Source organism: Thioalkalivibrio denitrificans (genome assembly GCF_002000365.1).
Classification (GTDB): Bacteria; Pseudomonadota; Gammaproteobacteria; order Ectothiorhodospirales; family Ectothiorhodospiraceae; genus Thioalkalivibrio_A; species Thioalkalivibrio_A denitrificans.
On record NZ_MVBK01000044.1, the window covers coordinates 59,475 to 72,158 of the forward strand.

Annotated in this window: 8 protein-coding genes; 4 read left to right on the plus strand and 4 right to left on the minus strand. The window is 64.7% G+C overall.

Going from position 1 to position 12,684, the window contains the following annotated elements:
- Window positions 1-240: 240 nt before the first annotated feature.
- From cfa to B1C78_RS08070, 4 genes are all read right to left on the minus strand, one after another.
- A complete protein-coding gene (cfa, locus tag B1C78_RS08055) occupies window positions 241-1,377 on the minus strand; it encodes a cyclopropane fatty acyl phospholipid synthase (RefSeq protein WP_077278691.1) in 1,137 nt (378 codons plus the stop codon).
- Between the two features lie 644 nt (window positions 1,378-2,021).
- Window positions 2,022-5,126 (minus strand): efflux RND transporter permease subunit, encoded by a 3,105-nt coding sequence (locus B1C78_RS08060; RefSeq protein ID WP_077278646.1) that lies wholly within the window; start codon window positions 5,124-5,126, stop codon window positions 2,022-2,024.
- Complete coding sequence (locus tag B1C78_RS08065) at window positions 5,123-6,196, minus strand: efflux RND transporter periplasmic adaptor subunit (protein WP_077278647.1); 1,074 nt, start codon at window positions 6,194-6,196, stop codon at window positions 5,123-5,125. Before B1C78_RS08065 ends, B1C78_RS08060 begins: the two co-directional genes overlap by 4 nt.
- 478 nt (window positions 6,197-6,674) lie before the next feature.
- Complete coding sequence (locus B1C78_RS08070; RefSeq protein WP_077278648.1) at window positions 6,675-8,714, minus strand: thioredoxin domain-containing protein; 2,040 nt, start codon at window positions 8,712-8,714, stop codon at window positions 6,675-6,677.
- A 341-nt stretch (window positions 8,715-9,055) separates the two neighbouring features.
- Here B1C78_RS08070 and B1C78_RS08075 point away from each other — a divergent pair, with 341 nt between their 5' ends.
- The 4 genes from B1C78_RS08075 to folA all read left to right on the plus strand — a co-directional run bounded on the left by B1C78_RS08075 (window position 9,056) and on the right by folA (window position 12,615).
- The gene (locus B1C78_RS08075) at window positions 9,056-10,258 is read left to right on the plus strand and encodes a class I SAM-dependent rRNA methyltransferase (protein ID WP_077278649.1); all 1,203 of its coding nucleotides are present in this window, start codon (window positions 9,056-9,058) and stop codon (window positions 10,256-10,258) included.
- A 97-nt stretch (window positions 10,259-10,355) separates the two neighbouring features.
- Window positions 10,356-11,141 (plus strand): prolipoprotein diacylglyceryl transferase, encoded by a 786-nt coding sequence (lgt, locus tag B1C78_RS08080; RefSeq protein ID WP_077278650.1) that lies wholly within the window; start codon window positions 10,356-10,358, stop codon window positions 11,139-11,141.
- Window positions 11,142-11,204: 63 nt separating this feature from the next.
- The gene (locus tag B1C78_RS08085; protein WP_077278651.1) at window positions 11,205-12,038 is read left to right on the plus strand and encodes a thymidylate synthase; all 834 of its coding nucleotides are present in this window, start codon (window positions 11,205-11,207) and stop codon (window positions 12,036-12,038) included.
- 82 nt (window positions 12,039-12,120) lie between these two features.
- Window positions 12,121-12,615 (plus strand): type 3 dihydrofolate reductase, encoded by a 495-nt coding sequence (folA, locus tag B1C78_RS08090; protein WP_077278652.1) that lies wholly within the window; start codon window positions 12,121-12,123, stop codon window positions 12,613-12,615.
- Window positions 12,616-12,684 lie beyond the last annotated feature (69 nt).

Here is a 12,684-nt window from a genome sequence, read left to right on the forward strand (position 1 = left end):
GGAAACTCGGACTGTCGGCGCTGACGCCCCTTTTGGGCCGGTCGTTGAATTTGCCTTCGGTAGCTTCGAGGGACGTAAAAAACCGGACTCTCGCAAAGCCGCGAAGCCCGCGAAGAATTCCTGAAGATCATTTTTCTTCAGAAAGATTTTTCCTTTGCGTGCTTCGCGGCTTTGCGAGAGGAATCTGTCTTTGTCTTTTCTTCGTGCCCTTCGTGTGCTTCGTGGTTAGAAATCTGGAAATCAAATCGGCCGACGGTAGCCGCCGGGCACGCCGTTGGGGCTCAGGACAAGCTGCCAGACCTGGGTCTTGCGGGCGCGGAAGGCGCCGGCGCAGGCGTGCAGGTAGTACTCCCACATGCGTTTGAAGCGTTCGTCATGCGTCTTTGACAGCTCCGGCCACGCGGCCTGGAAGTTGGCGTTCCAGGCCATGAGCGTCCTGTCGTAGTCCGCGCCGAAGTTGTGCACGTCCTCGATGACGAAGAGATCCTCCACTGCCTCCGAGATCTGGCCCAGTGAGGGCAGGTCCCCGTTGGGAAAGATATAGCGGTCGATCCACGGGTCCGGCGTACTGCCGCGGCGCAGCTTGCCGATGGTGTGCAGCAGGCACAGGCCGCCCTCCTTGAGACAACGGCGCGCCACCTCGAAAAACGCCCTGTGATTGCGGTGCCCCACGTGTTCGAACATGCCGACGCTGACCACGTGATCAAAGGCCTCTTCCACCTCGCGGTAATCCACCAGCCGGAACTCCACCGGCAGACCCTCGCAACGGGCACGTCCGTACTCCGCCTGTGCCTTGGAGATGGTGACGCCCACGCACTCTACGCCGTAGTGCTCGGCGGCGAACTGCATGAAGCTGCCCCAGCCGCAGCCGATATCCAGTACGCGCTGGCCGGGCCTGAGACCCAGCTTGCGGCAGATCATGTCCAGCTTCGCTTCCTGCGCCTCGTCCAGACTGGACGCGTGCTCCCAGTAGCCGCAGGTGTAGGTCATGCGGCGATCGAGCATCTTCTCGTAGAAGGTGTTGCCCAGGTCGTAGTGAGCCTCTCCCACCTGCCAGGCACGGCGCATGTTCTGCAGGTTCAGGAAACGGTGGCGCAGGTAATGCAGAGCCAGACGCATCGAGCGGGCCACCTCCCGATCGAGATCCGCCGACAGCACGCGCGTGAAGAACTCATCCAGGCGTTCCGCACTCCAGTGCCCGTCCATATAGGCCTCGCCCAGTCCGAGGCTGCCCTGGGCCAGCACCCGCTCCGGGACACTCTCATCATGCAGGATGATGTCCCACGGGCGGTCGCCATTGACGCGCACATCCGCCCTGGACAGCAACTTGACCATGGCGGCCAGCGCGCCGCGACCGGCCTCCACGTCAACGGGCATGGCATGGCCGTGACCTGATTTCAGCTGATCCGATTGCCGGTCATTCCGAAAATCTTGCCGGGAAACGGACATACAGGCTCCTTGCCGCAGCTTTCGGCGAACACCGTGACCCCAACCAATATAGACGCTCACGACAGGATACGTGGATTGATATTGTCGAATAGGACGATAGCTTCACACTATCGGAGCGATTAACCCGGATATTGCACCAAGGATCGCGAATGATTGTGGTCTCTGGGCCTGTCTCGCGCCGTCTCTGGAAGGAGAAGCGTATCTGTAGGTCGCCCTTCAGGGCGACAGACGCGGCTGGCCAGGCATCGCCCATCGGGCTAAAGCCCGACCCACAGGCAAGCGAGACAGGCCCAGAGGCCGCAAGCATCGCGATAGGCCGGCGGCGGTGTACAAACTGTTACCGCGGCTTTGCGACCAGATGCGCTAATTTATGGCGCGATATCAGAAGGTTACACAAATCCGCCGGCCGCCTTGGTGCAATATCCGGGTTAACAGGCTGTTGAAGAAGCCTCCGGTGGATGCCAGGCAAGGCGGAAAGCGGCGAAAAAGCGCAGTGTACATGCAAGTACATGAGCATTTTGAGCCGCTTTCCAACGCAGCATGGCGCCGCCCGAGAGTTTTTCAACAGCCTGTTAAGGGCGCCTGTCCCCCCAGGCCAGCATGACCGGCGTCACCAGCAGGGTCAGCGGCGTGGCCACAAGCAGGCCGCCGGAAATGGCTGTGGCCAGCTGCACCCAGTACTGGGTCGAGGGCGCGCCGATACTGAAATCCCGGCCCGTGAAGTCCACGGTGAGCCCCAGGACCATGGGCAGTAGGCCCAGGATGGTGGTGATGCTGGTGAGCAGCACCGGGCGCAGGCGCTGGGCGCCGGTGCGCAATGCCGCCTCGACGCGATCCAGCCCCTGGCGGCGCAGCACGTTGTAGGTGTCGATCAACACGATATTGTTGTTCACCACAATGCCGGCCAGCGCGATCACTCCCACCCCGCTCATGACGATGCCGAAGGGTTCCTGTCGCAGAATGAGACCCAGCAGCACACCCGCGGTGGAGAACACGATGGCGGATAGCACCAGCACCGCCTGGTAGAGGCTGTTGAACTGGGTCACCAGGATCACGAACATCAGGAACACGGCCAGCACGAAGGCCAGTTCCAGAAAGCCGAGGGCCTCGGCCTGCTCCTCGGCCTGCCCCCGGAAACGGATTTCCACGCCCTCCGGCAGTCCGTCTTCGGCAATGGCGGCCTGCAGACGGCGCACCTGGTGGTCCACCAGAAGACCCGCGGCAGCATCGGCGGTGACCGTGAAGCTGCGCCGACCGTCCACCCGCTTGATGATCCCGGTCTTTGGCGCAGGCCGGAAGTCCACGAAGTTATTGATGGGCACCAGCCCGTAGGCGGTGGGCACCCGCAGGTTCACCAGCTGCGCCAGGTTGCGCTCGTCGAAGGGAAAGCGCACCCGGATGTCCACCTCCTCGTCGGCGTCGTCGGGCCGATAGCCGCCGAGCCGTATCCCCTGGGTGAGCATCTGCACCGCGTTGCCCAGCAGACCGATGTCGGCGCCGTAGCGCGCCGCCTCCCGGTGGTCCACCTCCACCCGCAGTTCCACGCCCGGCAGGGAACGATCATCTTCCACATCCACGAAACCGCCCAGGCGGTCCATGTGGTCACGCAACCGGGCCACTGCCTCGGAAAGCTGAGACACGTCCCGCCCCGAGACCTCCACCTGGATGGGCTTGCCCTCCCGGGGTCCGCGCTCCTGCTCCCTGAACTGCAGGATCACGCCGGGCAGATCGTCAGTCTCCGCCCGCAGGCGGGACAGGATCTCGGCGGCCGGCGGGCGCAGGCGCCAGTCGATGAGTTCCAGCTGGATCACGCCGATCACGTCCTCGGCGTAGTCCGCAATCAGCCGTTCCCGGGGCGTGCCGATGGTGCGCGCATAGACGGTCTGGATCTCCGGCACGTCCAGCAGCCGCTGCTCCACCCGGCGCACCAGGGCGTCCGCCTCCCACACGGAGAGGTCGCCCCGGGCCTGGATCTGCACCTGGGCGAAGCGCGGCTCCACGTGGGGGAAGAAGTCCACGCCGCGGCCGAACTGGCCGTAGACGGCATAGGCGGCCACCACCAGGATGGCCGCCACGGAGAAGGTCTGTCCCGGACGATTCACCAGAACGCGCAGAAGGCGCACGTAACGGGCGGTGAAGCCATCGATATGCTCGAAATCGCCGCGCTCCGCCGCCTGAATGCGCGCCACCTGCGCCGGCCGGCTGGCGTCCCGGGCCCCCACCAGGCTGCCCAGGGTGGGGATGAAGATCAGCGCCATGAGCAGGGACGCGGTGAGGGTCACCAGCACGGTGGCGGGCAGAAAGAACATGAACTCCCCCACCATGCCGGGCCAGAACAACATGGGAAAGAACACCGCCAGCGTGGTGAGCGTGGAGGCAATGATGGGCCAGGACATGCGCACCGCCGCGCCCCCGAACGCCTCGCGCCGGTCCATGCCCTCGGCAAGATAACGGTCCGCCTGTTCCACCACCACGATGGCGCCGTCCACCAGGATGCCCACCACCAGGATGAGCGAGAACAGCACCACGATGTTGAGCGTAAAACCCAGGAGATAGATGACCAGTATCCCCCCCAGGAACGCGCCGGGGATGGCCAGCCCCACCAGCCAGGAGGAACGCCCCCCGAGCGCAGCGACGATGGTGAGCATCACCAGCACGATGGCCAGGATGACGTTGTTCTCCAGATCCCCGAGGAGATCGGCGATGTCGTCCGCCATGTTCTGCAGGTGATCCACCCGCAGCGCCTCGGGCCAGTCGGCCCGGGCCGCCTCGATGACGGCGAGCGCGTCGTCGACGGTGTGAATGATATTGGCGCCGGCCCGCTTGCGGATTTCCAGCGATACCGCCGGCTGGCCGTTGATGCGCGCGAAACCTTCCGGATCCTTGAAGGTGCGCCTTCCGGTGGCCACATCACCGAAGGTGACCACCGTGCCGGCATCGACCATCACCGGCAGATCGAGCACATCCTCCAGGGATTCGATGACCCCCGGTACCTTGAGCGTGACGCGGCCCGCGCCCGTATCCATGGCGCCGGCCGCCACCAGGCGATTGTTGCGCTCAATGGCCTCGATGAGCTGCTGGTAGGGGATGCGGTAAGTCTCCATCACCAGGGGATCGGCCATCACCTCCAGCACGTCCTCCCGATCACCGCCGATGTTCACCTCCAGTACGCCGGGCAGGGCCTCCAGCCGGTCGCGCAGATCCCGGGCGATGCGCACCAGGGTACGTTCCGGCACCGGCCCCGAGAGCGTGGTGGTCAGCACCGGGAACATGGACAGATCCACTTCGACCACCTGCGGTTCGTCGGTACCCGGCGGCAGCTGACCACGCACCAGATCCACCTGCTCGCGCACATCGGCCAGCGCCTGGCGGTTGTCGTAACCCGGCTCAAAGTCCAGGCGGATGAGCGCGAAACCCTCGCCCGCCCGGGCCTGCAGTTCCTTGAGCCCCGCCAGGGGCAGAAGTTCGCGCTCCAGCGGACGCACCAGCAGACGCTCGCTGTCCTCGGGCGAAATACCCGAGTACGTCACCGAGACGAAGAAGATGGGGATATCGATGTCCGGCGCCGCCTCCTTGGGGATGGAGACATAGGCCATGCCGCCGGCGGTGAGGATCATCAGTAACAGGAGGAGGACCGTGCGGCTGCGGTCCAGGGCCGCCTGGATCAGTACGTTCATGACCCTGCGCCTTCCTCCACCACCCGCACGGGCTCGCCCGCGTTCACGAAACCCTGACCGATGGTGATGATGCGCGCATCGTCCGGCAGGCCCGTCACCCAGACGCCTTCGGCGTCGGCGCGCACCACGTCCACCTGGTGAAAGGCCACCCGGTCATCCGTGTCCACGGTCTTCACCCCCAGACGCCCGCGGTCGTCCAGGCTGATCAGGGCGGGCGAGATGCGCTGGGCGAGCACCTGCTCCACCGGGATGCGCACCTGCACACTCACCCCCGAGGGCAGCGTACGGTCCTCGTTGGGCACGGTGATTTCCACCCGGAAGGTGCGTGTGGTGGTGTCCGCCCGGGCGGAGATGTAGCGCACGGTGCCGGTGTGCTCGCTGCCGTCCACGAAACTCACATGGGCCGGGCCGTCCACGCGCACCCGGTGCACATTGTGCTGGGGCACCTGCACCACGGCGCGCAGCGGATGGTTCTCCAGCACCTCGGACACCGGGTCACCCCGGGCGACGAAATCCCCCACCTCCGCGAATCGGTGATTGACCACACCGGTGATGGGCGCACGGACATTCGTGTTGGCGATATCCAGACGCACCGCCTCCAGTTCCGCCCGGGCCGCCTCCAGCTCGGCCAGCGCCGTCTCGACGCGAAGCTGCGCCTGAAAGCCCTCCCGGGCCAGTTGTTGTGCCGCCCGGTAATCGGTCTCGCGCCCGGCGACCGCCGCCTCGGCCCGGCGCAAACGCGCCTCGCGATCGTCCATGCTGACGCGCGCAATCACCTCTCCCACGCTTACCCGCTGACCCAGCTCCACGGGCAACGCTGCAATGCGTCCGGCCGTCTCCGCACGCACCGTCACCCGCTGGTCCGCCTGCACCTCACCCTGGAGCGTCAGCACGCGTTCCACCGGCTGCGCTGCGCTGCGCATCACCGCCACGGTCATGGGCTGTGCCTCGGCACGCTCGTTGATCCTGGGCGGCTCGCGGGTGAGCACGCCGCTCAGGATCCACAGGCCCAGCAGCAGCGCGACACCGGCGATGATCAGGGCCGAACGGTTGCGGGATATGAAGGACATACGTGAGAGTCTAGCCGCTGGTGTTGACGGGGGTATTGATGCGCCTCAGCCATGCAGGGCGGACAAGCGAAGCGCATCCGCCAGCCCCTTCCGATGATGTGCCGGCTGCTGAATAGAGACAGGATTCTTAGCCACAGAGGACACAGAGGTCACAGAGGTCACAGAGAAAAAAGACGAACCGTAGGTTGGAGTGATGAACGAACCCCGACGGGACGATCCCTGGCACCGTCTGACGTGGACGGGGTTAATGATGCGCCTTACGAGCCTCCAGCCTAGGATGAGCCGAAAGCGGCCGAACGGAGACAGGATTCTTAGCCACAGAGGGCACAAAGGTCACAGAGGGAAAAAGACGAACCGTAGGTTGGGGTGAGGAACGAACCCCAACGGGTCGATCCCTGGCACCGTCATGTTGGACTTCGCTGCGCTCAGTCCAACCTACAAGAACTGCGACCTCTGTGCCCTCTGTGGCAAGCAGCCTTTATCCCAACTGTTCCAGCAACGCATCCGGATCCGTCACCGGCGCACTGCAGGTGGTGCCGGTGCACACGTAGGCCACCGCCTCGCCCTTGGGCGCCTTGGCGGCCAGGGCCTCGGGGAGATCCGGTGCGTCGGCCGGGATCGCAAACACAAGCCGCCGCGGGGCGTAGTCTACCGACAGCCGCTCATGCCAGGACGTGATCGCCGGCGGATCGCCCCGCAGGATGACGAGCTTCGGCAGATAAAGCTGCTCCTCGAAGGCGGTGATCAGGCTGGTGTGCGCCATCGGCGCCTGATCCATGAGCCCGGCGGCCAGGCGCACCGTGCGCTCGGCGGCCTCCAGGTAGCGGGGCTCGCCCAGCAGGTGGCCAAGCCGCCCGAGGGCCAACGCGGCCACGCCGTTGCCCGAGGGCATGGACTCGTCGGCAAAGGTCTTGGGGCGCTGAATAAGGGATTCGTGGTCGTCGGCCGTGAAATAGAACCCGCCCTCCTCGTGGTCCTCGAAGTGTGCCAACAGGATCTCCGCGATCTCCCTGGCAAAGGTGAGGTCTGCACTGCGCCAACGCACCTGCAGAAGTTCAAGGATGGCGTCCAGCAGGTAGGCATGATCGTCCAGGTAGGCGGGCAGGCGAGCCGTGCCGTTCTTGTACGCGGCCAGCAGGCGCCCGTCGCGCCACAGGTGCTGCCGGATGAAATCCAGCGCCCGGGTCGCCGCCGCGGCCCAGTCGGGCCCACCCAGGTGCCGTGCCGCCACGGCAAGCCCGCGGATCATGAGCGCGTTCCAGCTGGTCAGAATCTTGTCGTCCAGCCCCGGCGGAACGCGCTTGCCGCGCACCGCCAGGAGCGGCTCACGCGCGGCCTCAAGCATCGCCTCCACGGTGGCAGGGTCAGTCTGCGTCTCACCGGCCAGTTCATCGGGGGTCACGAAGGTGTGCAGATGCCACTTGCCCTCGAAGTTGGGCGGGCGGTCCAGGCCGTAGACGCGGGCGAACACCGGATAGAGTTCGGGCGCCAGCAGGTCGCGCACTTCCTGGGCATCCCAGACGTAGTAACGCCCCTCCTCGCCCTCGGAGTCGGCATCCAGCGCAGAGTAAAAGCCGCCCTCGTCCGATTGCATGGTCTCCACTGCCCAGTGCGCCGTGCGTTCGGCCACCCGCGCGAAATACGCATCGCCGGTGGCGGCGTATGCCTGTGCGTAGAGGGCCAGCAGCGGCCCGTTGTCGTAGAGCATCTTCTCGAAGTGGGGGATCATCCACTGGCCGTCCACCGAGTAACGGCAGAACCCGCCGGCCAGCTGGTCATGAAGGCCCCCGCGCGCCATCTTCTCCAGGGTGAAGCAGGCCATGTAACGGGCCTTGTCATCGTCCGTGTGTGCGTGGTGGCGCAACAGCCGCTCCAGGGTTGTCGGATGAGGGAATTTGGGGGGCGTTCCGAAGCCGCCGTCCCGCGCGTCGAACTGCTGAGCGATCTGCGCCCGCACCGTATCCAGCACGGCACTGCTCGGCGCATCCTGGCCGCGGGGCGAAAACAGTGTGGAGAGCGCGCTCTGAAGTGATTCATTCTGACGATCGATCTCGTCGCGGCGCTCGTGGTAGAAACCGGCAATGCGCTCCAGCAGGTCCCGGAACGCGGGCAGACCGTGACGCGGTGTGTCGGGGAAATAGGTCCCGCCGAAGAACGGCACCTGATCCGGGGTGAGAAACATGGTAAGCGGCCAGCCGCCGCTGCGCTGACTGAGCATGAAGTGGGCGGTCTGGTAGATCTTGTCCAGATCGGGCCGCTCCTCCCGGTCCACCTTGATGTTCACGTAAAGCCGGTTCATCACCTCGGCCGTGGCCTTGTCCTCGAAGGATTCGTGAGCCATCACGTGGCACCAATGACACGCCGAGTAGCCAATGGACAGCAGAATCGGCTTGTCCTCTGCCTTCGCCTTCTCCAGTGCCTCCGTTCCCCACGGATACCAGTCTACGGGATTGTCCGCATGCTGCAGCAGGTAGGGACTGGTCTCGTGGGCGAGGCGATTGTTTTTCTGCTCTGGCATGGGTGGTTCACCGGGCTTGGGTTTGGAGGGATTGCCGCAGAGACGCGGAGGCGCAGAGAAGAAGAAATAATGGACAGGATTAACAGGATTATTTCTGGATTGACAGGATAAAGACTTGAGCTTGAAAACCCTTAACTCTTTCGATCCTGTTCATCCTTGAAAATCCTGTTAATCCTGTCCATTGCATTCCTCTGCGCCTCCGCGTCTCTGCGGCTGATGTTGCAGAAGTCGAAGAACAAACTATACGCCCGCGACCCGGCAAGGTCCTGTAACCCCAACAGCCATCGGGTATGCCCGGCGCGCTATACTGCCCACCCGCTCCACCGTACCGGAACCGCCCCATGGACAGCCTCGACTACACCCCCCTGCGCCTGAAGAAGCACGAGGAGCGGCGTCTGCTGGCCGGGCATGCCTGGGTGTTCAGCAACGAGGTGGACACCGCCGCCACGCCCATCCGGGATCTGGCGCCGGGCCAGCCGGTGCTGATCGAGGACCATCGCGGCAAGGCCATCGGCACCGGCTATGCCAACCCCCGATCGCTCATCTGTGCGCGCCTGATGAGCCGGGACAAGGCACACCCCTTCAGCGCCTCCCTGCTGGTGCATCGGCTGAAAGTGGCCCTGTCGCTGCGCGAGCGGCTGTTTCCCGAGCCCTTCTACCGTCTCGCCTACGCCGAGAGCGACGGCCTGCCCGGGCTGGTGGTGGATCGCTACGGCGACGTGCTGGCGGCGCAGGTCACCACCGCGGGCATGGAAGTCATGCAGGATGCGATCCTGGAAGCACTGTCCAAGGTGGTGCACCCGAAGGCGGTGCTCTGGCGCAACGACAGCCCGGTGCGGGAACTGGAGGGGCTGGACCTGTACGTCAGGCCCGCCCTGGGCGAGGTGCCCGAGCACGTCATCGTATCGGAGCACGGCGCCCGCTTCCACGCGCCCCTGCACTCCGGTCAGAAGACCGGCTGGTTCTTCGACCAGCGGGACAACCGGGCCTGGCTCGCCCGGATCTCCAAAGGCATGCGCGTGCTGGATCTGTTCAGCTACGTGGGTGCCTGGGGCGTGCAGGCGGCACTCAACGGCGCGGAGGCGGTGACCTGCGTGGATGCCTCCGGCGATGCCCTGGACGGCGTGGCCGCCAACGCGCAGGCCAACGGCGTGTCCGATCGGGTGAGCGGCGTGAAGGGTGATGTCTTCGAGGTGCTCAGGCAACTGCGCGAGGACCAGGCCCGCTTCGACGTGGTGATCACCGACCCGCCCGCCTTCATCAAGCGCCGCAAGGACGTCAAGGAAGGCACCGCCGCCTACCGGCGCCTGAACCAGATGGCCCTGCAGGTGATGGCGAAGGACGGCATCCTGATCGCCTGTTCGTGTTCTCAGCACATGGAGGCCGGATCGCTCGAGGCGCAGATCCACGGCGCCGCCCGCCACGTTGACCGCAATCTCCAGATCCTCGCCCGCGGCGGCCAGGCCCCGGACCACCCCGTTCACCCGGCCATGCCGGAGACCGCGTACCTGAAGGCGGTGCTGTGCCGGGCGATGCAGGGATGAGTAAGGATTCAAGATTCAAGATTCAAAGGGGTGGTTTGGGGTATTCTCTGGCCTCACCTTGAATCTTGAATCTTGAACATTCAACTTCGGTTTCCCCGTGTATCCCACGCACCCCTTCATCGACCCCATCGCCATCAGCATCGGCCCCCTCAGCATCCACTGGTACGGGCTCATGTACCTGGTGGGCTTCGCCGGGTTCTGGTGGGTTGGGCGCATCCACGCCCGCAAGCCCTGGAGCGCCGTCAAGCCCGACCAGGTGGGCGACATGCTGTTCTACGGGGTGATCGGCATCATCATCGGCGGACGCCTGGGCTACGCGCTGTTCTACAATTTCGCCGACTTCCTCTCTAACCCGCTGATGCTAATACGCATCTGGGAAGGCGGAATGAGCTTTCACGGCGGGCTGATAGGCGCCCTGGCGGCCTCCTGGCTGTACGGGCGCCGGCTCGGCGTGGGCTTCTTCCGGATCACGGACTTCATCGCACCCCTGACCTGTATCGGGCTCGGCGCCGGGCGCATCGGCAACTGGATCAACGGCGAACTGTGGGGCAAGCCCACGGATGTCCCCTGGGCCATGGTCTTCCCGGCCGCCGACATGCTGCCGCGCCACCCGTCCCAGCTTTATCAGGCGGCCCTGGAAGGTCTGGCCCTGTTCCTGATCCTGTGGCTGTTCGCCCGTCAGCCGCGCCCTGTGGGGGCCATTTCGGGCCTGTTTCTGGTGGGCTATGGCGTCTTCCGCTTCATGGTGGAGTTCGTGCGTGAGCCCGATGCGCACATCGGCTACATCGCCTTCGGCTGGCTGACCATGGGGCAGGTGCTGACGGTCCCCATGGTACTCGCCGGAGCCGCTATCATGGTCTGGGCTTATCGCCGCCCCACATAGGGCGGCCCGTGGCCGCCTTACAGGACCCTTGCCCCTTGTACCTTTACCCTTGTACCTGCCCTCATGAAACAGTACCTCGATCTCATGCGCCTGCTGCTGGAACACGGCACGGAGAAGTCTGACCGTACCGGCACAGGCACCCGCTCCCTGTTCGGTCACCAGATGCGTTTCGACCTGTCGCAGGGCTTCCCCCTGGTGACCACCAAGAAAGTGCATCTCAAGTCCATCATCCACGAACTGCTGTGGTTCCTGCGCGGCGAGACCAACATCGCCTACCTGAAGGAGCACGGCGTGCGCATCTGGGATGAGTGGGCCACCGAGGAGGGCGAACTGGGCCCTGTCTACGGCAGGCAGTGGCGCGCCTGGCCGACGCCGGACGGACGCCATGTGGACCAGATCAGCCAGGTGGTGGAGCAAATACGCACACGCCCCGATTCGCGGCGCCTGATCGTCAGCGCCTGGAACGTGGCCGACCTGCCGGACGAGGGCATCCCGCCTCAGGAGAATGCGCGCGCCGGCCGCATGGCGCTCGCCCCCTGCCACACCTTCTTCCAGTTCTACGTGGCCGAAGGCAGACTCTCCTGCCAGCTCTACCAGCGCAGCGCCGACGTGTTCCTGGGCGTGCCCTTCAACATCGCCTCCTACGCCCTGCTCACGCTCATGGTGGCCCAGGTCACGGATCTCGACCCCGGCGATTTCGTGCACACCTTCGGCGACGTGCATCTGTATTCCAATCACGTGGACCAGGCGCGGGAGCAGCTCAGCCGCGAACCCTACCCATTGCCGAAGATGCATCTGAACCCCGAGGTGAAGTCCCTATTCGACTTCAAGTTCGAGGACTTCAGGCTGGAGAACTACCAGGCCCATCCGCATATCAAGGCACCGGTAGCGATATGAAAGCAGGTACAAAGTACGAGGGCCAAGGTGCAAGGGGACCAGCCCTTTTACCCTTGTACCTTGGCCCTTGTACCTTTACACAATGAAACTCTCCCTCATCGTCGCCGTCGACCGTAACAACCTCATCGGCCGGAACAACCAGTTGCCGTGGCACCTGCCGGCGGACCTGGCGTTTTTCAAGCGCACCACCATGGGCGCGCCCATGCTCATGGGGCGCAAGACCTGGGAGTCCATTGGCCGGCCGCTTCCCGGGCGCACCAGCATCGTCATCACCCGCGATCCGGATTACCGGGCCGAAGGAGCGATCGTGGTGCATTCCATCGATGAGGCCCTGCGCGCGGCGGGGGAGGCGTCGGAGCTTTTCGTGATCGGCGGCGCGAAGCTGTACAAGGACGCCCTGCAGCGGGCCGACCGGATCTACCTCACGCGCATCGACCACGCCTTCGAGGGCGACACCTGGTTCCCGGAGATCGGACCGGAATGGAAGGAAGTGCACCGCGAGGAACACGCCCCTGACGAGAAAAACCCCTACCCCTACGCCTTCATCACCCTGGATCGGAATCGGCGGAAACCCTGATAGGCGTCTCCAACCACGAAGCTCACGAAGAACACGAAGGGAATGAAAAACATTTCTCTCGCAAAGACG

Excerpts from the sequence above, each read along its gene's own strand:
- B1C78_RS08075 (WP_077278649.1), top strand. The coding sequence starts at position 9,056 with ATGGACAGCCTCGACTACACCCCCCTGCGCCTGAAGAAGCACGAGGAG.
- B1C78_RS08065 (WP_077278647.1), bottom strand. The coding sequence starts at position 6,196 with ATGTCCTTCATATCCCGCAACCGTTCGGCCCTGATCATCGCCGGTGTC.
- B1C78_RS08060 (WP_077278646.1), bottom strand. The coding sequence starts at position 5,126 with ATGAACGTACTGATCCAGGCGGCCCTGGACCGCAGCCGCACGGTCCTC.
- B1C78_RS08085 (WP_077278651.1), top strand. The coding sequence starts at position 11,205 with ATGAAACAGTACCTCGATCTCATGCGCCTGCTGCTGGAACACGGCACG.
- B1C78_RS08070 (WP_077278648.1), bottom strand. The coding sequence starts at position 8,714 with ATGCCAGAGCAGAAAAACAATCGCCTCGCCCACGAGACCAGTCCCTAC.
- cfa (WP_077278691.1), bottom strand. The coding sequence starts at position 1,377 with ATGCCCGTTGACGTGGAGGCCGGTCGCGGCGCGCTGGCCGCCATGGTC.
- folA (WP_077278652.1), top strand. The coding sequence starts at position 12,121 with ATGAAACTCTCCCTCATCGTCGCCGTCGACCGTAACAACCTCATCGGC.